Origin of the sequence: Crossiella cryophila (assembly GCF_014204915.1) — a bacterium.
Lineage (GTDB): Bacteria > Actinomycetota > Actinomycetes > Mycobacteriales > Pseudonocardiaceae > Crossiella > Crossiella cryophila.
Genome location: NZ_JACHMH010000001.1, coordinates 2,575,566 through 2,595,778 on the forward strand (window position 1 = coordinate 2,575,566; position 20,213 = coordinate 2,595,778).

Here is a 20,213-nt window from a genome sequence, read left to right on the forward strand (position 1 = left end):
CCACTCAACGGAGCGTGGCGAGTTGGCAATCAGCGTCTTTGAGCTGTTCAAGATCGGTATCGGACCGTCGAGTTCCCACACCGTGGGTCCGATGCGGGCCGCATGCACGTTCGCCAACGGCCTGAAGGCGGACGGGCTGCTGGCCGACACCGTGACGGTGCGCTCCGAGCTGTTCGGCTCGCTCGGCGCCACCGGTCACGGGCACGGCAGCGACAAGGCGGTGCTGCTCGGCCTGGAGGGCGAGGACCCGGAGACGGTGGACACCGCCTCGGTCGAGCCCAGGGTGGCCGGCATCCGCGAACGGCGCAGGCTGCGGCTGCTGGACAGCCACGAGATCGCCTTCGAGGAGCGCACCGACCTGGTCATGCACCGGCGCAAGTCGCTGCCGTACCACCCCAACGGCATGACCTTCGCCGCGCTGGACGCCACCGGGCAGGTGCTGCGCTCGCGGACCTACTACTCGGTGGGCGGCGGGTTCGTGGTGGACGAGACCGCCGCGGGCGCCGACCGGATCAAGGTCGACGACACCCCGGTCCGGCACCCCTTCCGCAACGGCGTGGAACTGCTGGAACGCACCATCGAGACCGGCCTGCCGATCAGCGGCGTGATGCTGGCCAACGAGCTGTCCTGGCGGCCGGAGACCGAGGTGCGCGGCGGCCTGCTGCACATCTGGCAGGTCATCCAGGACTGCGTGCGCAGCGGCTGCGCGCGGGAGGGCACCCTGCCCGGCGGGCTCAAGGTGCAGCGGCGGGCGGCTGGACTGTTCCAGACCCTGTCCAACGAGCACTACACCACCGATCCGCTGCGGGTGATGGACTGGGTGACCCTGTTCGCGCTGGCGGTCAACGAGGAGAACGCCGCGGGCGGCCGGGTGGTCACCGCGCCCACCAACGGCGCGGCCGGGATCGTGCCCGCGGTGCTGCACTACTACGCCAGGTTCGTGCCGGGGGCCACCGAGGACGGCGTGGTCCGCTTCCTGCTCACCGCGGGCGCCATCGGCCAGCTGTTCAAGGAGAACGCCTCCATCTCCGGCGCCGAGGTCGGCTGCCAGGGCGAGGTGGGCTCGGCCTGCTCGATGGCCGCGGCAGGCCTCACCGAGGTGCTGGGCGGCACCCCGGAACAGGTGGAGAACGCCGCGGAGATCGCCCTGGAGCACAACCTGGGCCTGACCTGCGACCCGATCGGCGGCCTGGTGCAGATCCCGTGCATCGAGCGCAACGCGGTCGCCTCGATCAAGGCCATCACCGCCTCCCGGATGGCGCTGCGCGGGGACGGCACGCACTTCGTCTCCCTGGACAAGGCGATCAAGACCATGCGGGAGACCGGCGCCGACATGAAGGTCAAGTACAAGGAGACCGCGCGGGGCGGACTGGCCGTCAACGTGATCGAGTGCTGAGCCGGTTCGCCGTCACCACCCCGCCAGGGTCCGCCCGGCCCGCAGAAGCGCTGTCAGGGCCGGGAAACCGGCCAGCCCGGCCGGACCGGGACCGCTCGTTGGGCCGGGCGGAGCAGGCAGTCGGCACGGCCCTTCGGGTGATCGGGAAATCGCGGCCGCGGCCGGCAACTGGCTGTGCCGGGCCGACTACCCGGGCTCTGATCACACAACGACCAGGTCACGCACCCCGTAGGGCCGGTTCGGCGCTCCTGATCGGGTGATCGGCGGCCGGTGGAAACCGCCCAGGTCATCAGGGTTCTCTCCGTGCCCACCTGTTTCCCGTCGGTGTCACCCTGTAGCGTCATGGCCGCTCGCATAGTCCACGAGGCCTGCTCGTGGACACCGCGGGGGTGAGACGAGGCCACTGCCATTGGTGGTCCCGCTCGCATTGACGAGGAGTTTTATGGCAACCGGCAAGGTCAAGTGGTTCAACGCGGAAAAGGGCTTCGGCTTCATTGCCCAGGACGGCGGCGGACCTGATGTGTTCGTGCACTTCTCGGCGATCCAGGGCTCGGGCTACCGCTCCCTCGAGGAGAACCAGGCAGTGGAGTTCGAGGTCGTCCAGGGTCCCAAGGGTCCCCAGGCGGACCGGGTCAGCGCTATCTGATCCCGTCTCGACGCACCGAGGGCCCGCATCCGTTTCCCGGATGCGGGCCCTCGGTCTGTGTCCTGCTACCGGGCGGTCAGTCCCAGTCCCAGCGCACGCCGTAGATGCCGGGCGAGACGTCCAGCGAGACGAAGTGCGCGGTGTTGGAGGCGCCCACCCACAGCTCCTGCACGTCCTGTTCGGGCGCGTTGGCGAGCTGGCGGTGGTAGCGGAAGCAGCGGGCAGGGACCATGGCCGGGTCGAAGTGCACCTGGAGCACGTAGTCCCTGGCCGGGGTCCGGAAACGCCGGTCGTAGAAGTGCGCGGGAGTGGTCGACTGGCACTCCAGCTCGAACTCCATGATCGTGGTGTCCCCTGCGGAGAGCACCCGGTCGAGCACCAGCTCGGCCACCATGAAGTTGCTTTCCGGGTCGAAGCGCACCCGGCCGAGCCTGCAGTAGCGGGTCGAGGTGATCAGCGGCGCCGGCCGGTCAGGGTCGTCGCCGCGGTAGTACAGGAAGTGCCGGGAGACCTTGTCGACCTCGGCGCGCACCACCTCGCGCACCCGCAGGCTCTTCTCCGAGCGGTCCGCACCCAGCAGGTACGTGTCGTGCACGCTGAGCCGGGTCAGCTGTGCGGTGGAGGGGACCTCCAGCCGCTCCAGCAGCTTGGTCAGGCCGTCCGGGGATTCCCAGAGGCGTTCGGTGTCCAGGCTGCCCGGGGTGTGCGAGAGCCACCGGCCGCGCGGACGGCGCGGACCGAGCAGGCTCATCAGTGAATTGGCCGGCAGGCGCAGCACCTCTTCGAGGATGTGCACGCCGCGCAGCGAGTCCGGCCGCTCCGGGCGGCTGCGCCCATGCCGCCAGTAGCTCAGCGTGGTCAAGCTGACCTTCACGCCCCGCTGGGCGAGCCGGTACTGAATCCGGTCCAGGCTGAGCCCGCTTGCCTCGATCGCGAGGTGCAGGGCTCTGGAGAACGGGCCCTTCTGCAACACTTCGGCCAGCTCACGGCTGGGTTCGGGCAAAGTGGGCGAGCCGTTGGCGTACACCGGCCTTTGCGCAGTCGTGGTCGGCTGCGGCTCTTGGTGCACGAGCACCTCCTCGCCACGTGGCAGGCAATCACAGGGTGTTACCTACGACGCTGACTTGACACTTGTCACACGGAGCATAGTTCAGCTCACCGAGCCAGGCGAGGTGAAGCCCGATTGAGTAGGTACTGTCGGACTTTACGCAACAGACCGCTGGCTCAGCGTCACAAGTATCCGGCGCCGTTAGGCGTGGCCAGGGTTAGTCCTCACACTTTCGAGTGCATCTGCGGTGAAGTCTTCAGGGTAAGGCGATTTACGCAGCGCCGCAGCCCGGTCCAGCCGCCCCGCGCCGACCTCGGCACACAGCTCGGCCACCCGGCTCAACTCGGCCAGCTGCTCCCGCACGAAGGCCCGGTCCACCGGTTCGCCGTGCCCCGGCACCACCACCGCCGGTTTCAGTTCAAGAACCTGCTGCACCGCCGTGGGCCAGGCCAGCGGCCAGGACCCCTTGAACGCTGGCGGCGCGCCCTGCTCGACGAGATCGCCGGTGAAGACCACCTCGACGTCGGGCAGCCACACCAGCAGGTCGTGGTCGGTGTGCCCGAACTCGGCGGGCAGCAGGTGCGCCACCCGCCCGCCCAGGTCCAGCTCGACCGGCCCGCTCACCGGGTGCGTCGGCGGCACGATCCTGGCCGCCTGGATGGCCTCGGCGACCGAGGGACGGCCCTGCTCGCGGTAGTACTCGCTCCAGGCCTTCCGGTCCGCCTCGGCACCCGCGGCCAGCGCCGGTCCGCAGCGCTCGTGCGCCCAGATCTCGCACGGCTCGAACGCCTGGCTGCCGAAGCTGTGGTCGAAGTGCGCGTGCGTGAGCACCACCCGCCAGGGCAGCGGGGTGACCTCGCGGACCGCGGCGGCCAGCTCCGCGCCCTGCACCCCGTCCCCGCGGGTGTCGATCACCAGGCAGCCCGTCTCACCGAGCACCAGCCCGGTGTTGAGGTCCAGCTCGGTGTGCCTGCGCACCAGCACGCCCTCGGCGACCTCGACCCAGCGACCGTCCACCGCACGTCCTCTCCTAGGCGCCGAAGATCCCGTCCACGAGTACCGGGGCGACGGTGCTGCTGTCTACCGCCCCGGCCAGTTCGACGTCCGCCGCCATCCCGGCCTCGGCGAGTTCGCGGCCGGAGACGGAGTGTGCCAGCAGCTCCGGCACCCGGTCGGCCACCGCGGCGAAGGCGGTCGCGGCCAGCTCGGCCTCGGCCGACCGCCCGTGCCGCAGACCGTGCGCGATCGCCCCGGCACCCAGGTAGTCCTCAAGGGACGGCCGCAGTGGCCGCTCCGGGCCGATCCGCCAGCGCTCGCCGCCCGCGATGATCCCGATCGGCCGGTCCCCGGCCAGTTCCAGTGCCTTGGCCGCCACCGCGCTCGCGTTGCGCAGGCACCCGGCCAGCACGATCGCCCCCGCCTCGGCCGCCCGCGCGCACAGCGTGCCGCCGTTGGGCGAGGACAGCCCGAGCAGCGTGCCCGCGGGCACCTCGGTCAGCGAGGACGGCCGCAGCGACCACTTCTCCCTGGTCGCCACCGATCCGGTAGGACTGGTGTACAGCCCCAGCCCGGCCATGATCGCGCCGCGGGCCTCCGCCCCGGCCTTGGCGGCCTCGTCGCCGATGGCGAAGGGCAGTACCCGCGCGCCCCGGCCGACCACGACGTCCACCGTGGTGGTGAACACCAGCACGTCCACCACGACCAGCACCGCGCAGTGCGGCGCCAGCGCGGTCACCCCCTCGCCGCCCCACTCCAACCGCACCCGGTAGCCGTCCTGCCCGAAAACCGTCATGTGACCAGCCTCGCAAAGGCGACCGCCCAGGTCAGGCGAATATCGGGGCTGGCAGACTGCGTGTCCGTGCGCGTTTACCTTGGTTCCGACCACGCGGGCTTCGAGCTGAAAAACCACCTCGCCGCCCACCTGTCCGAGCACGGCCACGAGGTCGTCGACGTCGGCCCCCACACCTACGACGCCGAGGACGACTACCCGCCCTTCTGCGTGGAGGCCGCCCGCCGGGTGGTCGCCGACGAGGGCAGCCTCGGCGTGGTGATCGGCGGCTCCGGCAACGGCGAGCAGATCGCCGCGAACAAGGTCCCCGGCTGCCGCGCCGCGCTGACCTGGAGCGTGCAGACCGCCCAGCTCGCCCGCCAGCACAACAACGCGCTGGTCGCGGGCGTTGGCGCGCGGATGCACAGCACCGAGGAGGCCACCGCGATCGTGGAGGCGTTCCTGGGTGGGGAGTTCTCCACCGAGCCGCGGCACGCCCGCCGGATCGGCCTGCTCACCGAGTACGAGCGCACCGGCGAGCCGCCTGCTTTGCCGAGCGCCTGACCGGGTAAGCCAGCCGGGTGAGTCGATCTCGAACCACCTGGCTGGCCACCCCGCTGGTCGCGACCCTCGGCACGCTCGCGGGTGTGCTGGCGCTCTACTTCGGTGAGGCGGCCCTGGTGCCCTGGCTGTCCGGGCCGGGCGATCCGCCCTGCGGTCAACCGGACTGCGTGCTCGGCGTCGGGCTGCAGATGATGGCCGCCGCGGTGCTCCTGGTGCTGGTCGCGGCCGTGGTGGGGATCTGGCTGGGCCGTCGGCACCGGGACACCGCGGACCGGGCTTCGGCCGTGCTGCGCGGGTTCGTAGTGTGTGGCTACTGCCTGCTGGCCTACGCGATCCAGTCCGTGATCGCCTGGTGGCCGAAGTAGCCGACGAGGAGCGCCGACGTTGCCCGAGGGCCACACCCTGCACCGCTTCGCCCTGCTGCACCACCGGCAGTTCGCCGGGCACCGGGTGGCGGTGTCCAGCCCACAGGGTCGTTTCGCCACCGAGGCGGCCGTGGTGGACGGGCGGATCTTCGAGTCGGCCGAGGCGCACGGCAAGCACCTGTTCCACCACTACGGCGATGTCACCGTGCACGTGCACCTGGGGCTGTACGGGACTTTCAGCGAGCGCGAGCTGCCGGTGGAGCCGCCGCAGGGCCAGGTCAGGATGCGCCTGGTCGGACCCGGCCACTGGACCGATCTGCGTGGCCCGACCGCCTGCCGCCTGCTCGGCGAGACCGAACTGGACATCCTGCGTGCCCGGCTGGGCCCCGATCCGCTGCGTGCGGACGCCGAACCGGACCGGGCCTGGGCCAAGATCACCAAGTCCCGGACCTCGATCGCCGCGCTGCTGATGGACCAGTCGGTGCTGGCCGGGGTGGGCAACGTCTACCGGGCCGAAGTGCTGTTCCGGCACCACATCCCGCCGCTGCGCACCGGTCGCGACCTGACCCGTGCCGAGTGGGAGCTGATCTGGGCCGACCTGGTGCTGCTGATGGCTGACGGGGTGCGGGTGGGCCGGATCGACACCGTGCGCCCCGAGCACCTGCCCGAGGCGACCGGCCGGGCGCCGCGGGTGGACCGGCACGGCGGCGAGGTCTACGTCTACCGCCGCGCCGGAGCGCCCTGCCTGATCTGCGGTACCCCGGTGGCCATGGCCGAGCTGGTCAGCCGGAACCTCTACTGGTGTCCCGGCTGCCAGCCGGCCTGATCACCAGTCGTCGCCGCCCCCGCCGCCGCCACCCCAGTCGCCGCCGAAGTCACCGAAACCGTCGGCCAGGCTGTCGCCCATGTCGCTGAGGCCCTCGCCGATGCTGCCGAAGACGTCGCCTGCCATGCTCGCGATCGCCACGCCAGCCATACCGGCGAACATCGCGCCGAAGAGCAGGCCCGCGCCCGAGCCCCAGGAACCGGTGGCCCTGGCGGGCTTCCAGATCGGCTCGCTGTACCAGCCCTGCGGCAGCGGCCGACCGGCCACCATGCCGCCGGGGAAGTAGTGCGGGGTGTGCGAGCTGGGCGTGCGCGACACCGCGTACTGGTGGCCCTCCACGCTGACCTCGCGGTCCTCCGACACCGTGCCCGCGCTGCGCTGGCCGTTGAGGTCGGGCAGCTCCGGACCGGGGTCCATGTCCATCGCGATCCGCGCGGCCCGCACGTAGTACAGGCCCTCCATCGCGGTCTGCTTGGCCAGCTGGGCCTGAGCCGCCGAGGTGGCCTGCTCGATCTGCGAGCCTGCCGCGGTGTAGCTGCCGGAGGCGTCCGAGAGCGCCTGTCGGGCCGCCTCGTTGGTGCCGACCAGGTTCAGCACCTGGCCGCCCAGCCGCTCGTTCCAGCGGCGGGCCTCGGCCTTCTCGTCAGCGAGCTGCTGCTGGGCGCGCGCGGCCTTCTGCCGGGATGCGTAGAGCACCCCGCCGACCACCACCACCGCGATCAACAGCAGCACGATTGCGGTACCCAAGGGTGCCTCCCGTTCGCAGGGCGCCGCGGGTGGCCCCCGCGGTCACCCTGTCCAACGGCACCTCCGTCGTCCTGGTTCCCCACAGTGGGGTGAACCAGCGCACTCAGAAGATCTCCATCGTGTGCGGAGCGGGGTCTACCAGGAAAGCCCTGCTCAACGCGGCCACCGCGCCGGGGCGGTGCTCGCGGACCCGGCCGGCGGCGGCCAGCGTGGTCAGCCGGACCCCGCCGAGGAAGACCGAGCCCAGCGTGGTGCTGCTCAGGGTCAGCTCGGGCGCGTCCTCGGTGCGGGTCAGCTCGGCCTGCCCGGCCGCGTCGACACGCAGCCGCCAGCGGCCCGCGTTCCACGGGCAGAACTCGTCGGTCAGCTCCAGCACGGTCGCCAGCGGTCCGGCGTAGGTGCGCATCGGCAGCGCGCGGTGCACGTCCACCAGGCGCACCCACAACGAGTCGTCGCGCTCGATCCTGACCGCGCGCGGATCGGCCAGCAGGTGCCGCAGCGGCTCATCCGGCGCGCAGCCCCAGTAGTCGACCGAGCTGACCAGGTCGGAGTCGAGCAGGTGCCGCCAGATCGCGGCATGCCCGGTCGCGGTGGTGGTGACGATCTCCTGCACGGCCAGCTTGACCCCGTCGTGCGCGGCGTCGACCCGGAACAACGCGTAGCCCTCCGGGTGCACCGCGAACCGCCATGCCTGCTTGCCGCCGCGCTGCGGGGGACCGTCGAGCAGCCGGTACTCCCAGGTGGGCTCGTCCCGCTCCAGCCAGCCGACCTGCTGCGCGGCCACCTTGGCGTGCAGCTCGCGGATCAGCGGCTCGGCCACCGCCCGCGACACCTCACGCACCCGGTCCGGTCCGGTGTCCACAGTGGACAGGAACCGGGTGCCCTTGGCGATCTCGACCCGGCTGGCCTCCACCGCGATCCCGTAGCCGAAGCGGCCGTAGATGCCGCCCTCGGAGGCCCACAGCGCGGCCAGCGGGTCGGCGCCCTCGGCGTGCAGGTCGTGCAGCAGCGAGCGCATCAGCCCGGTGAGCGCGCCCCGGCGGCGGTGCCCCGGCGCGACCGCGACCATGGTGACGCCGGCGAAGGGCTGCGGGCCGGTGCCGGGCAGGGTGATCCGGCGCGGCCAGATGCCACCGCCGCCGATCAGCTCGTCCCCGTCGAAGACCCCGCGGAAGCGGGCCGGTTCCCACAGCCGCAGATGCATGGCGCGGGTGGGCTCGTCGGCCTCGGCGTAGAAGGCCGTGCGGCAGACGTCGAGGTGGGCGGACAGGGTGTCGGCGGTGAGCGGGCGGACCGTCAGCGAAGAGGTCATGCCGTGTTGCTACCGCAGGTACTGGACGGGCGCGAACGGATTTGGGCAGGGTGGGGCCATGTGCCCCGAATCCCTGGCCCTCGCCCTGCGGGTGGCGATCGGCGAGTTCCGGGCCGCCGTCACCACCGCCGCGCCGGACGCGCCGGTACCCACCTGCCCCGGCTGGACGGTGGACCAATTGACCGCGCATGTGGGCCAGGTGTTCGCCCTGGTCGTGGACTGGATCCGGACCGGCCGCCGACGGGAGCCGATGCCGGTCCCGGCGACCGCGCTGGACCACTTCACCGTCTCCGCGCAGACCCTGCTCGACCTGCTGGACCCGGCTCAGGCGGCCCGGCCCTGCGCGACCTGGTGCCCGTGGGATCACACGCTGGGCTTCTGGATCCGGCGGATGGCGCACGAGGCGGTGATCCACCGCGCCGACGCCGAGTCCGCGCTCGGCGCGATCAGTCCGATCCCGGCCGGACTGGCCGCGGACGGCGTGCACGAGCTGCTGACGCTGTGGCTGGGCACCCGCCAGCCGCCCAAGGTCGCCGGCGAACACGTTGTGCGCCTTGAGATCCCGGGCCGCGCCTGGATCATCGGCCTGAACCCGTGGGTGATCGACTACCACGTCGACGCCGAACCGGACGCGGTGCTGCGCGGCCCGGCCTCCGCGCTGGACCTGTGGCTGTGGGGACGCGGGGACGCTGCCGAGCTGACCGTCGAAGGCGATCAGTCAGCCGTGGCCGCACTGCGCTCCGCCATCGCCGCGGTCACCTGAACCCCTGGGCCATCCAGGTGAGATTCACCCGACGGCGGGCGGCAACTGTGCCCGACTGGGGATCCGCGTGACCACCCATTCAGACGAGAAAGTCGTCACGCTCAGCTATCACCCGAGAAGGGAGTTGCGGCCAGATGGCGGCAAGATCGATGTCACTGCTTGTCACCGTTGCGGTCGGTGTTTGCCGACTACGAGGAGTGCTCATGTTCTCACTCGTTCGAGAAGCGACAGCCGCGCCAATTCCCGGTTAACTATTGCCCGTGCGGCCCGCGACCCGCACAGGAAACACTGAAAGAATCCCCCGAGAACAGCTAGCTCGAAGGAGTGGACGTCACCGTAGGTGGCTGGGTAGCAAGGCGCCGTGCTGGTGTTCCTCCCCGTAAACGGGACACCAGCGCGGCATTCACCATTTCCGCTATTCGAACTGGCGAGCCGCGGAAACACCGCTCCGGCGGAAATCCGTGAGATCCGGGTCCTCGTTCTCGAATGCCTTCTCCAGCTGCGCCCAGCCGATACGCAGCGCTAACTCCGCCTCGCCGGTGGTGATCGGGATCAGCCAGGTCAGCTGCACCGGCCGGTCCGGTTCCAGCACCGTCCGGAACTCATCCGGCAGATAGACCGGTAACGCCGCGTAGAAGGCGGTCAGCTCGCCGACCGGGAAGATCTGCCCCCTCGGCCCGATCACCTGCCCCCTGGCCAGCCCACGTCCGGTGCCCAGCAACTCGGCCCCGACCTGGTCCAGCAACGCGGGCACGAACTCCTGCAGCTGCTCGTCCCTGGTGTGCATGACCAGCTCCTGGCACACCCACCCGCCGCCGGGCAGTTCCAGCCGGGCGCCGGACAGCCCGACGGTCACGTGCGTGCGCACCCCGCCGAAGGGCCGGTCCGGCCCGAACTGGGCGATCCGGAACGGCATCGGCGCCCCGGTGTCGTCGGTGTCCCACTCGTGTTCGGGCGGGCCGAGGTAGTGCTCCAGGTGTCGGTTCAGCTGCACCCGGCGGAGTCTGGTCGACGCGGGGCCGGTTGTCTGTGGGTCAGTGGCGTGAACCGGGTGAGAGGATCCCGGCATGACCAAGGCCGATCTGCTGGCCCGGCCGGACCGGCCCGAGCTGCTGCTGTTCTGGGGCCACCGGCCCGAGTCCGACGGGAGTGCCGGCAAGGGCTGCCTGAGCCAGTGGTGGCCGGTGGAACTCGACGACGACGGCCTGCGCTTCCGCAGTGCCGAGCACTACATGATGTTCCACAAGGCCCTGCTCTTCGAGGACCAGGACACCGCGGCCCGCATCCTGGCCGCCGACGACCCCGGCGAGGCCAAAACCCTGGGCCGCCAGGTGAAATCCTTCGACTCGGCGACCTGGGCCGCCCGCCGCGTCGCCATCGTCACCACCGGCAACGAACTCAAGTTCACCCAGCACCCCGACCTGTCCGCCTACCTGCTCGGCACCGGCGACCAGATCCTGGTCGAGGCCAGCCCCCTGGACGAGGTCTGGGGCATCGGCCTGTCCGCCGAGGACCCCAGGGCCGCCGACCCGGCCCAGTGGCCGGGGGAGAACCTGCTCGGCTTCGCCCTGATGACCGTGCGCGCCCGCCTCCGCGCCGCGATGTGAGTGCGCGCACCCCGACCGGGGAATTGTCCGGTTACGACCCCGGTCGTAACGACACCGTCCATCGCCGGTCATCTGAGGTCGTAGGCTCAACGAAGCGAGCGTGTCGAGGAGGTTCGGTGCTGTACAGGTTGCTCAAGCGGCTACTGGGTCGGCTGGTCCGGTTGGTGTGGCGCCCGACGGTGCTCGGACTGGAGAACCTGCCCAAGGACGGCCCGTTCATCCTGGCCGCCAACCACCTCTCCTTCGCCGACAGCCTGATGCTCCCGCTGGTCGTCCCCCGCCAGGTCGCCTTCCTGGCCAAGGCCGAGTACTTCACCGGCAAGGGCCTCAAGGGCGCGCTCATGCGCTGGGTCTTCACCGCCCTCGGCCAGATCCCGGTCGAACGAGGCAAGGGCCGAGCCGCCGGCCAGGCCCTGGACACCGCCCTGGAAGTCCTCCAGGCAGGCGGCGCCTTCGGCATCTACCCCGAAGGCACCCGCTCCCGCGACGGCCAGCTCCACCGCGGCCACGTCGGCGTCGCCCGCCTCGCCCTCACCTCCGGCGCCCCGGTCATCCCCGTCGGCCTGATCGGCACCGACCGCCTGCAACCACTGGGCAAGAAGATCCCGCGCATCCGCCCGGTGACCATCCACTTCGGCACTCCGCTGGACTTCACCCGCTACGACGGCATGAACGAATCACTGCCGATCCTGCGCTCGGTGACGGACGAGATCATGTACCAGATCATGGAGCTGTCGGGGCAGGAGTACGTGGACCGCTACGAGAAGCCCCCGGCCGCCGCCTGACCAAGGTCTCGTTGTGCCACAACCTGATTTCGTTCTGTCGACTGATCCTCACTAGTGTCTGTTGACGTGGACGTGGTGGGGGAACTGGAGAAACTTCCTGAGCTGACCGACTCGGGCCGTCCTGCCTGGCAGCAACCACTGTTGTTGCTGTGGGCCGCCGGGAGGGCTGCTCAAGGCTTGCCTCGCATGGCCCTTTGGTTGTCAGTGAAGGATGAACTTAACGCACTCTTCAGCCAGTTCCGTGCTCCCGGCGATCGGTCCTTCTCCCCGGACCGGTGGTTCATTGCGCTGGCGCAAACGCCATTCTGGGAAATCTCCGTTGATGCGGATCAGACGCCCGCTCCAGGGGGCAGCGTCAGTCTTTCCGGGTGGATGGCGTGGCGCGATCCAGAAGGAGGGCTCGTGTCGAGCGCTTATCATTCCTTGGCGCGGGATGACGTTCGCGCGTTGTTCTCCAAGGAGATCGCAAAGCGGTTCTTTGCTGGAAAGAGTGTGGCTGACCTGTTGAGGCTGGCACATGTGGATGTTGAGGTGTCAACCGAGCCTCGTGTGCAGGAGGCTCTCTTGCGGCGAGTTAGCAGGTCGATTCGGGTGGCGAGCTGGGTGCGGGAACGGCACGCTCACTCCTGCCAGGTGTGTGGGCAGCGGCTCATGCTGCCGGGAGGAAATGCTTACGCGGAGACCGCGCACATCAAGCCACTAGGCAAGCCATTCAACGGCCCAGACGCTGTCGAGAACACCCTCTGCCTGTGCCCGAACGACCACACTCGATTCGATCGGGGCGCCATCCTCATCGAGGATGACCTGAGCATCATCGACGCGATCACCGGCAAGAACATCGGCGAGTTGCGGACAGTCTCCGGCCACAACGTCGAGGTGAGTTACCTCGCCTGGCACCGCGACTACTTCCGCAACCACGTCTGACCCTCACCCCCGGTCGGGCGTGGCCAGCGGCACCAGCCGCCGATCCCCAACCCTGGTCAAAAAAGCCAACGGCTTCCCCGCCAGCGTCAGCAAAGCCACCACCCACCAAGGCTTCCCCAGCTCCCGCGCGATCGGCCCCCCAAACGCCGCCATCAACGCGGTAAGCCCCGGCAACGGCCGAACCGACAAGGTGATCGACGAGATCAACCCCTCGTCATTCACCTCAACCCGGGCAGTCTCCTCAACCTCCTGCCCCCCAACGGTCGCCGTATGCACCAAAACCCGCACCCGCTCATCCCCGACATCCGACCGATACCGCAACCCCTTCAGCTCCCGCAGCGCCACCCGCAGCACCGCCCGAACCTCCCCCTTCCCCACAAACCGCACCCGCATGGTCAACGGCGAGTGCAAAACCACGTCCTCAGCCAACGTGGCCAGCACCCCCTCCAGGTCCCCGGCCTCGCCAGCGGCCCGGTAGCGCTCAGTCGCCAAGCTCATCGTGCTTCCCCTCAGTAGAAGCGGTAAGCCCAGAAAGCCCCCGCCAAACCAAATCCGCAGTCAGCCCCTCAACCTGCTCCCGCCCAACCCCCGGATTCCGCAACCACCAGGCGACCATGGCGTTCAACGTCCACTTGGTCCCCTCCGCCAACGCCTCCTCCGCCGCAGCCCGAGGCATCCCCACAGGCAGATCCAGGTACGGAAGCCGCCCCAGCAACCCAGCCAACGAGGCAGAAGCATCCTGCTGCCCACGCTCGTGGGCAGGCGAGACCGCCGGATCACCCGGCAGCTCCCCGAACAACAGCCGCCACCCCACCGGATTCCCCTCAACCCACCCAAAGATCAACGACAACGTGTGCCGCACCAGCCCCTCCGCCGACACCCCCGACGGCGGCACAGACCAAGCCCGATTGAGCCCATCCGCATGCCGCTCAATCACCGCCCGGTACAACCCATCCTTGGCAGAGAAGTGGTCATACAGAACCGGCGTAGTGATCCCAGCCGCAGCAGCCACCTCCCGCATCGAAGCCCCGCCGTACCCCCGCAAGGCAAACACCTCCCCAGCGGCCCGCAGGATCACTTCCCGCCGCTCACCAGGACTAAGCCGCCTACGCCCAGAGTTACCTGACATCAGTTAGGTACCCTACACCAAAACCTAACAAGCGTCAGGTACGAAGCGACGGCAAAGCCGAGCCCGAGCAAGGGGGTCCGGGGGCGAAGCCCGCCGGCGTGGGGTGCGGGGGCTCGGCCCCCGCTGAAAATGCGGAACGCCCCGGGGAAGCGCAAAGCGCGACCACGGGGCGTGCGGCGTGGAGCGGGCGACGGGAATCGAACCCGCGTAGCTAGTTTGGAAGACTAGGGCTCTACCATTGAGCTACGCCCGCGTGGGCCCGGTTTCCCGGGCTCCGGTGTGAGCTTACCGGGTCGCGCGGTATGGTCTGCACGAGACCCCGGGATGTGGCGCAGCTTGGTAGCGCATCCGCTTTGGGAGCGGAGGGTCGCAGGTTCAAATCCTGTCATCCCGACGATCCTCTGGCCGAAGTGTGCCTGCTGGAAAGCGCAGGCCACTTCGGCTCGTAGCGTCTCCCGGGGGCCCGAGCCCCCGGACCCCCACGGTGCGGTTGGTGCCGAACCAGCGTGGTTGAGCTGCTAGTCCCTCGCTCGTTCCTCTTGCTCGTTGCTTGCTTGTGTCACTCGTCCCACCCCCGCCGTACCCCGTAGCGGATCAGCGCTGCTCTGTCTGGGACTCCCAGCTTGGTTTGGAGTCTGGTGATGGTGTTGCGGACTGTTTTGGGGCTCACCAGTAGGTGTTCGGCGATGGTGGTGGTGTCCAGGCGTCTGGCCAGTAGGCGGAGTAGTTCGTGTTCTCGGTCTGTGAGGTCGTGGGTTGCGGGGGGTGCGGTGAGGGGTTCGCCGGTGCAGGCCTGGGTGATGGCGGCGCGGAGTTCTGGGGGGCCTGCTCCTTTGAGGAGGTAGCCGGCGGCTCCTGCCTTGATGGATTTGAGGATGGCTTCCTGGTCTTCTGAGACGGTGAGGACCACCACTCGGATCGAGGGGTTCCTGGCCAGGATCCGGGTGGTGGCCTCGAAGCCGTCCATGACGGGCATGGTCAGGTCCATCAGGACCAGGTGCGGTGCGGTCTCGGCGGCCAGGCGGACCGCCTCCATGCCGTCGGCGGCCAGGCCGACGATGTCGTGGCCGTCGGCGGTGAGCAGGTCGCGCAGGCCGATGCGGAACAGCGGGTGGTCGTCGGCGATCAGGATGCGCAGCGGCGGCGGCGGCATGTGCGGGCTGCTGCGGTCAGTGGTGGCCGGGGAGGGCGGCGAAGACGCAGCCTTCCGCGTCCGCCGGGAAGGTGTCCGCCTGCACGCCATGGACCGGCTTGCACCACAGGTGGCGCAGGCCGAGTTTCTCGGTGCCGAACTCGGCCGAGGTGACCGCGAAGCCGTTGCCGAAGCCGAAGTCCGGGTTCTCGCCGAGGGTGCCCTCGCTCAGTCCGCGCAGCCAGAACCGCTGCAATTCCTTGATCTTGTCCGGGGTGAACAGCACCAGGCCGATCTTGGCGTGCTCTGGCACCGCGCAGGTGGCCCATTCGGCGATGAACGGCTCGTACCGTTTCGCCCGCAGTTCACCCAGGTAGCCGGGCAGTTCGGTCTTGCTCACAGTCTTGGCGTCCGTGCAGGCCCCGGTCTTCTGCCTGACCCAGTCGATCACCTGGTCCATCGAGGTCAGCTGGGTGCCGAGGGAGGCAGAGCCGGCGCGTGCGCCGGTGGCCGTCGGACTGGGGGACGCGCCGTGCGCGCCGTGTCCGCCATGCGCGTCGGCGGGCTCGGTCGGTTGGCCGCCGCCGCACGCGGCCACCAGGAGCAGGCTGGCCAACACGGCCAGAATTCCTTGCCCGCAACGATTTTTCGTCATCAACACGCCCTCTCCCACGAACGGACCGGCGGCGGGATGATCCATTGACGAGGGTAGGCAAGCGGGGAGTCGGACACAACGGTCGTGGCGACGCGGGGTCATCCGGCGATCACGCAGCGCGGCCCCGCGCGGGGGCCTTGCCGCACCCGCGACCGACTTACTCCACGGGTGCGCTTAGACTCGCCGGAGGACCCGGCGTCACTAGCGCTCGGGTGTCTGCACGCGCCTGTTTTTGTTCGCACGAGGAGAATACGTGAAGAGCACCGTCGAGCAGCTGAGCCCGACGCGCGTCCGGATCAACGTCGAGGTGCCGTTCGACGAGCTCAAGGCGAGCTTCGACCGGGCATACCGCAAGCTGGCCAAGCAGGTCCGGATCCCGGGCTTCCGTCCGGGCAAGGCACCCGCGCGGGTGCTGGAGACCCGACTTGGCCGTGGCGTTGTCCTGGACGAGGTCGTCAACGAGGCCATCCCCGCGAAGTACCTCGAAGCCGTCAACGCCGGCGAGGTGAAGACGCTGGGCCGCCCGGACATCGAGGTCACCAAGATCGAGGACGGGCAGAGCCTGGAGTTCACCGCCGAGGTCGACATCCGTCCGGAGATCACCGTGCCCGCCTTCGGCGAGCTGGCCGTCTCCGTCGACGATGTCGAGGTCACCGACGAGGACGTGGCGAGCCAGCTCGATGAGCTGCGCGCCCGCTTCGGCAGCCTGGTCGGCGTCGAGCGCCCGGCCGACACCGGTGACTTCGTCTCGGTCGACCTGTCCGCCACGGTGGACGGCAACGAGGTCGAGGACGCCCGCACCAACGGCCTGTCCTACGAGATCGGCTCCGGCCAGCTCGTGGACGGTATCGACGAGGCACTGGTCGGCGCTTCCGCCGGGGAGACCAAGTCGTTCACCACCACCCTGGTGGCCGGTGAGCACGCCGGTCGCGAGGCCGCGGTCAACGTCACCGTGCAGACCGTCAAGGAGCGGCAGCTGCCCGAGCTGGACGACGAGTTCGCCCAGCTGGCCAGCGAGTTCGACACCCTGGACGAGCTGAAGGCCGACCTGCAGACCCGGCTCGGCCGGGTCAAGGCCATGCAGCAGGGCATGGAGGCCAGGGACAAGGTCCTCGAGGCGCTGCTGGAGGCCACCGAGGTCCCGATGCCGGAGACCGCGGTGGACGCCGAGATCGAGGTCCGCAAGCACGACGCGGTGCACCGCTTCGAGCACGACGAGGCCCGGTTCGCCGAGTGGCTGGCCACCCAGGACAAGACCGTCGAGCAGTTCGACGCGGAGACCCGCGCCGAGTCCGAGCGCACGGTCAAGACCCAGCTGGTGCTGGACGCGATCGCGGACGCCGAGCAGACCACCGTCTCGGACAACGAGCTGACCGAGCGCATCGTCTACCAGGCGCAGAGCTTCGGCATCAGCCCGGACGAGTACGTGCAGCGGGCCCAGCAGTCCGGCCAGCTCGGCGCGATCTACGCCGACGTGCGCCGCGGCAAGGCCCTGGCCGGCGTGGTGGCCCAGGCCACCGTCACCGACGCCTCCGGCAACAAGGTCGACCTGGATGAGCTGTTCGGCAACGTGAACAAGAAGGACGAGGCCGAGCAGGCCGAAGCCACCGCGGAGTGATCAACACCGCGCGTTGCCGAATTGATTCCGGAACACGCTGATAGCGAACGCGGGCGGTGTCGGGAGTACGACACCGCCCGCGTTCGTTAGGGTCGTTTATAGAGATCCTCCAGAACCGAAGGCAGGCACACGTGACGCAGTACCCGACCGTCCCGGCGCCCCAGATGCGGGCAGGCAGCGCAGGGCTGACGCTCAACGACTCGGTGTACGAGCGGCTGCTCCGTGAGCGCATCATCGTCCTGGGTTCCCAGGTCGAGGAGAACATCGCGAACCAGATCTGCGCTCAGCTGCTGCTGCTCGCGGCCGAGGACGACGAGCGCGACATCTACCTCTACATCAACTCCCCCGGTGGCTCGGTCACCGCGGGCATGGCGATCTACGACACCATGGAGCTGATCAAGCCCGACGTGGCCACCGTGGCCATGGGCCTGGCCGCCTCGATGGGTCAGTTCCTGCTCTCCGCGGGCGCCAGGGGCAAGCGGTCCGCCCTGCCGCACGCGCGGATCATGATGCACCAGCCCTCGGCCGGGCTGGGCGGCACCGCCGCGGACATCGCGATCCAGGCGGAGATGCTGATCAAGCACAAGCAGGAGATGGCCGAGCTGATCGCGACGCAGACCGGGCAGCCGGTGGAGAAGATCGTCGTCGACTCCGACCGCGACCGCTGGTTCACCGCGGAGGAGGCCAAGGAGTACGGCTTCATCGATCACGTGGCCACCTCCGCCAGCCAGCTGCCGCGCGGCTGAGCGCCAGCACGAGTACGAGGAGTAAGAAGATGAGCGAGCTTTACCGCCCTCAGTCCCGTTACGTGCTGCCGTCGTTCGTGGAACGCACCAGCTACGGGGTCAAGGAGTCCAACCCCTACAACAAGCTCTTCGAGGAGCGGATCATCTTCCTCGGGGTGCAGATCGACGACGCCTCGGCGAACGATGTCATGGCGCAGTTGCTGTTCCTGGAGTCCGACGACCCGGACCGCGACATCACGATGTACATCAACTCGCCGGGTGGTTCCTTCACCTCGCTGATGGCCATCTACGACACCATGCAGTACATCCGCCCGGACATCGCGACCTTCTGCCTCGGCCAGGCCGCCTCCGCGGCCGCCGTGCTGCTGGCCGCGGGCACTCCAGGTAAGCGGGGCGCGCTGCCGAACGCGCGGATCATGATCCACCAGCCCTCCACCGAGGGCGTGTACGGTCAGGTGTCGGACCTGGAGATCCAGGCCCGGGAGATCGACCGCATCCGCCGTCAGCTCGAGTCCACCCTGGCCCGGCACACCGAGAGGACGCCGGAGCAGGTTCGCCAGGACATCGACCGCGACAAGATCCTGACCGCGGCCGAGGCCAAGGACTACGGCATCGTGGACACCGTGCTGCCGTACCGGAAGCTGTCCGCCCAGTCCTGATCAACGCCGGTACCCCGTGATCCGCGACACGCCGAGCGCCGCCCAGGACTGGCGGTGCTCGGCGGGTACGGGGGAGGCTGGGGCCCTCGGAAGTATTCAGTGACAGGTCTGGGTGCTTCAGAGAGCTTGTCGACCTCCCGCTGCCCGGGGTAGTGCGGGTACCGTCAACAGCGAACACGGCCAGGCGCGTCGGCAGGGCGCGCCAGAGGGGACAGAGGTCAGCGGCCATGGCACGTATCGGTGACGGCGGAGACCTGCTCAAGTGCTCTTTCTGCGGCAAGAGCCAAAAGCAGGTCAAGAAGCTCATCGCCGGCCCCGGCGTGTACATCTGCGATGAGTGCATCGACCTCTGCAACGAGATCATCGAGGAAGAACTCGCCGAGGCCGGGGACGTCAAGCTCGACGAACTCCCCAAGCCCCTGGAGATCCACGAGTTCCTCGACCAGTACGTCATTGGCCAGGACGATGCCAAGCGGACGCTCTCGGTGGCGGTCTACAACCACTACAAGCGGATTCAGGCCGGTGACCGGGGCAGGGACGGCCGGGACGACGGCATCGAGATCGCCAAGTCGAACATCCTGATGCTCGGGCCCACCGGCTGCGGCAAGACCTACCTCGCGCAGACGCTGGCGAAGCTGCTGAACGTGCCGTTCGCCATCGCGGACGCCACCGCGCTGACCGAGGCCGGGTATGTCGGCGAGGACGTCGAGAATATTCTTCTGAAGCTGATCCAGGCCGCTGACTACGACGTCAAGCGGGCCGAGACCGGCATCATCTACATCGACGAGGTGGACAAGATCGCTCGCAAGAGCGAGAACCCCTCGATCACCAGGGACGTCTCCGGCGAGGGCGTGCAGCAGGCGCTGCTGAAGATCCTGGAGGGCACCACCGCGAGCGTGCCGCCGCAGGGCGGTCGCAAGCACCCGCACCAGGAGTTCATCCAGATCGACACCACGAACGTGCTGTTCATCGTGGCCGGGGCCTTCGCTGGCCTGGAGAAGATCGTGCACGAGCGGACCGGCAAGCGCGGGGTCGGCTTCGGCGCGGAGATCCGCTCCAAGGCCGAGGTCGACGCCACCGACGTGTTCGGCCAGGTCATGCCCGAGGACCTGATCAAGTTCGGCCTGATCCCGGAGTTCATCGGCCGCCTGCCGATCGTGGCCAGCGTGATGAACCTGGACAAGGTCAGCCTGGTCAAGATCCTCTCCGAGCCGAAGAACGCGCTGGTCAAGCAGTACCAGAAGCTGTTCGAGATGGACGGCGTGGAGCTGGAGTTCACCAAGACCGCGCTGGAGGCCATCGCCGACCAGTCGGTGTTGCGTGGCACCGGCGCCCGTGGGCTGCGCGCGATCATGGAGGAGGTGCTGCTGCCGGTGATGTACGACATTCCCAGCCGCACCGACGTCGCCAAGGTGGTCATCACCGAGCAGACGGTCCGCGAGAACGTGAACCCCACGATCGTCTCCCGCCAGCCCAGCCGCCGGGAGCGCCGCGACAAGTCGGCCTAGTCCCACAACGGCCAA

23 protein-coding genes and 2 tRNA genes are annotated in these 20,213 nt (G+C 69.2%); 14 read left to right on the plus strand and 11 right to left on the minus strand.

Annotated elements, in window-relative coordinates; translation table 11 throughout:
* Positions 1-22: 22 nt before the first annotated feature.
* Both HNR67_RS11975 and HNR67_RS11980 read left to right on the plus strand, forming a co-directional pair.
* On the plus strand, positions 23-1,396 hold the full coding sequence (locus tag HNR67_RS11975) for an L-serine ammonia-lyase (RefSeq protein ID WP_221489857.1): 1,374 nt from the start codon (positions 23-25) through the stop codon (positions 1,394-1,396).
* A 442-nt stretch (positions 1,397-1,838) separates the two neighbouring features.
* Positions 1,839-2,042, plus strand: coding sequence for a cold-shock protein (locus tag HNR67_RS11980; RefSeq protein WP_185002108.1), 204 nt, complete (start codon positions 1,839-1,841; stop codon positions 2,040-2,042).
* 76 nt (positions 2,043-2,118) lie between these two features.
* Here the strand turns inward: HNR67_RS11980 and HNR67_RS11985 are convergent, their stop codons facing one another.
* The 3 genes from HNR67_RS11985 to HNR67_RS11995 all read right to left on the minus strand — a co-directional run bounded on the left by HNR67_RS11985 (position 2,119) and on the right by HNR67_RS11995 (position 4,882).
* Positions 2,119-3,111, minus strand: coding sequence for a hypothetical protein (locus tag HNR67_RS11985; protein ID WP_221489858.1), 993 nt, complete (start codon positions 3,109-3,111; stop codon positions 2,119-2,121).
* 180 nt (positions 3,112-3,291) lie between these two features.
* Positions 3,292-4,107, minus strand: coding sequence for an MBL fold metallo-hydrolase (locus tag HNR67_RS11990; RefSeq protein ID WP_185002109.1), 816 nt, complete (start codon positions 4,105-4,107; stop codon positions 3,292-3,294).
* A 13-nt stretch (positions 4,108-4,120) separates the two neighbouring features.
* Positions 4,121-4,882 carry a 2-phosphosulfolactate phosphatase gene (locus HNR67_RS11995; protein ID WP_185002110.1) on the minus strand — a complete coding sequence of 254 codons (762 nt, stop codon included), beginning with the start codon at positions 4,880-4,882 and terminating at the stop codon, positions 4,121-4,123.
* Positions 4,883-4,948: 66 nt separating this feature from the next.
* On the opposite strand from HNR67_RS11995, the gene HNR67_RS12000 reads away from it, so the two are divergent.
* The 3 genes from HNR67_RS12000 to HNR67_RS12010 are packed head-to-tail and all read left to right on the plus strand — an operon-like array spanning position 4,949 to position 6,613.
* On the plus strand, positions 4,949-5,422 hold the full coding sequence (locus HNR67_RS12000; protein WP_185002111.1) for a ribose-5-phosphate isomerase: 474 nt from the start codon (positions 4,949-4,951) through the stop codon (positions 5,420-5,422).
* A 17-nt stretch (positions 5,423-5,439) separates the two neighbouring features.
* On the plus strand, positions 5,440-5,787 hold the full coding sequence (locus HNR67_RS12005; RefSeq protein ID WP_185002112.1) for a hypothetical protein: 348 nt from the start codon (positions 5,440-5,442) through the stop codon (positions 5,785-5,787).
* Between the two features lie 19 nt (positions 5,788-5,806).
* On the plus strand, positions 5,807-6,613 hold the full coding sequence (locus tag HNR67_RS12010) for an Fpg/Nei family DNA glycosylase (RefSeq protein WP_185002113.1): 807 nt from the start codon (positions 5,807-5,809) through the stop codon (positions 6,611-6,613).
* Here HNR67_RS12010 and HNR67_RS12015 read toward each other — a convergent pair whose 3' ends face one another.
* Both HNR67_RS12015 and HNR67_RS12020 read right to left on the minus strand, forming a co-directional pair.
* Positions 6,614-7,360 carry a hypothetical protein gene (locus tag HNR67_RS12015; protein ID WP_185002114.1) on the minus strand — a complete coding sequence of 249 codons (747 nt, stop codon included), beginning with the start codon at positions 7,358-7,360 and terminating at the stop codon, positions 6,614-6,616. It abuts the gene before it with no gap.
* Positions 7,361-7,463: 103 nt separating this feature from the next.
* Positions 7,464-8,672: a GNAT family N-acetyltransferase gene (locus tag HNR67_RS12020; RefSeq protein ID WP_185002115.1), complete on the minus strand. Its 1,209-nt coding sequence runs from the start codon at positions 8,670-8,672 to the stop codon at positions 7,464-7,466.
* 58 nt (positions 8,673-8,730) lie between these two features.
* Between HNR67_RS12020 and HNR67_RS12025 the strand changes: the two genes are divergently transcribed.
* On the plus strand, positions 8,731-9,435 hold the full coding sequence (locus HNR67_RS12025) for a maleylpyruvate isomerase family mycothiol-dependent enzyme (protein WP_185002116.1): 705 nt from the start codon (positions 8,731-8,733) through the stop codon (positions 9,433-9,435).
* Between the two features lie 415 nt (positions 9,436-9,850).
* Here HNR67_RS12025 and HNR67_RS12030 read toward each other — a convergent pair whose 3' ends face one another.
* Positions 9,851-10,429 (minus strand): suppressor of fused domain protein, encoded by a 579-nt coding sequence (locus HNR67_RS12030; protein ID WP_185002117.1) that lies wholly within the window; start codon positions 10,427-10,429, stop codon positions 9,851-9,853.
* A gap of 73 nt (positions 10,430-10,502) precedes the next feature.
* Here HNR67_RS12030 and HNR67_RS12035 point away from each other — a divergent pair, with 73 nt between their 5' ends.
* From HNR67_RS12035 to HNR67_RS46200, 3 genes are all read left to right on the plus strand, one after another.
* A complete protein-coding gene (locus HNR67_RS12035; protein WP_185002118.1) occupies positions 10,503-11,042 on the plus strand; it encodes an NADAR family protein in 540 nt (179 codons plus the stop codon).
* A gap of 116 nt (positions 11,043-11,158) precedes the next feature.
* Positions 11,159-11,827 carry a lysophospholipid acyltransferase family protein gene (locus HNR67_RS12040; protein ID WP_185002119.1) on the plus strand — a complete coding sequence of 223 codons (669 nt, stop codon included), beginning with the start codon at positions 11,159-11,161 and terminating at the stop codon, positions 11,825-11,827.
* 66 nt (positions 11,828-11,893) lie between these two features.
* The gene (locus HNR67_RS46200; RefSeq protein ID WP_312987048.1) at positions 11,894-12,751 is read left to right on the plus strand and encodes an HNH endonuclease; all 858 of its coding nucleotides are present in this window, start codon (positions 11,894-11,896) and stop codon (positions 12,749-12,751) included.
* A gap of 3 nt (positions 12,752-12,754) precedes the next feature.
* On the opposite strand, the gene HNR67_RS12050 is transcribed toward HNR67_RS46200, so the two are convergent.
* The 3 genes from HNR67_RS12050 to HNR67_RS12060 form a co-directional block, all read right to left on the minus strand.
* A complete protein-coding gene (locus HNR67_RS12050) occupies positions 12,755-13,249 on the minus strand; it encodes a nuclear transport factor 2 family protein (protein ID WP_185002120.1) in 495 nt (164 codons plus the stop codon).
* Positions 13,233-13,880: a TetR/AcrR family transcriptional regulator gene (locus HNR67_RS12055; RefSeq protein ID WP_185002121.1), complete on the minus strand. Its 648-nt coding sequence runs from the start codon at positions 13,878-13,880 to the stop codon at positions 13,233-13,235. The genes HNR67_RS12050 and HNR67_RS12055 overlap by 17 nt, the downstream gene beginning before the upstream one ends.
* A 179-nt stretch (positions 13,881-14,059) precedes the next feature.
* Positions 14,060-14,133 (minus strand) — tRNA-Gly (locus HNR67_RS12060).
* A 67-nt stretch (positions 14,134-14,200) separates the two neighbouring features.
* Here HNR67_RS12060 and HNR67_RS12065 point away from each other — a divergent pair.
* A tRNA-Pro gene (locus HNR67_RS12065) sits at positions 14,201-14,274 on the plus strand.
* A 165-nt stretch (positions 14,275-14,439) separates the two neighbouring features.
* Here the strand turns inward: HNR67_RS12065 and HNR67_RS12070 are convergent.
* A complete protein-coding gene (locus HNR67_RS12070) occupies positions 14,440-15,033 on the minus strand; it encodes a response regulator transcription factor (protein WP_185002122.1) in 594 nt (197 codons plus the stop codon).
* A gap of 16 nt (positions 15,034-15,049) precedes the next feature.
* A complete protein-coding gene (locus HNR67_RS12075) occupies positions 15,050-15,631 on the minus strand; it encodes a hypothetical protein (protein ID WP_185002123.1) in 582 nt (193 codons plus the stop codon).
* A gap of 289 nt (positions 15,632-15,920) precedes the next feature.
* Here HNR67_RS12075 and tig point away from each other — a divergent pair, with 289 nt between their 5' ends.
* The 4 genes from tig to clpX all read left to right on the plus strand — a co-directional run bounded on the left by tig (position 15,921) and on the right by clpX (position 20,198).
* On the plus strand, positions 15,921-17,285 hold the full coding sequence (gene tig / locus HNR67_RS12080; RefSeq protein WP_185002124.1) for a trigger factor: 1,365 nt from the start codon (positions 15,921-15,923) through the stop codon (positions 17,283-17,285).
* Positions 17,286-17,449: 164 nt separating this feature from the next.
* The gene (locus HNR67_RS12085; RefSeq protein ID WP_185010531.1) at positions 17,450-18,031 is read left to right on the plus strand and encodes an ATP-dependent Clp protease proteolytic subunit; all 582 of its coding nucleotides are present in this window, start codon (positions 17,450-17,452) and stop codon (positions 18,029-18,031) included.
* A gap of 29 nt (positions 18,032-18,060) precedes the next feature.
* Entirely contained in the window at positions 18,061-18,690 is a 630-nt protein-coding gene (locus HNR67_RS12090; RefSeq protein WP_185002125.1) for an ATP-dependent Clp protease proteolytic subunit, read from the plus strand.
* A 227-nt stretch (positions 18,691-18,917) separates the two neighbouring features.
* Positions 18,918-20,198: an ATP-dependent Clp protease ATP-binding subunit ClpX gene (gene clpX / locus HNR67_RS12095; protein WP_185002126.1), complete on the plus strand. Its 1,281-nt coding sequence runs from the start codon at positions 18,918-18,920 to the stop codon at positions 20,196-20,198.
* Positions 20,199-20,213 lie beyond the last annotated feature (15 nt).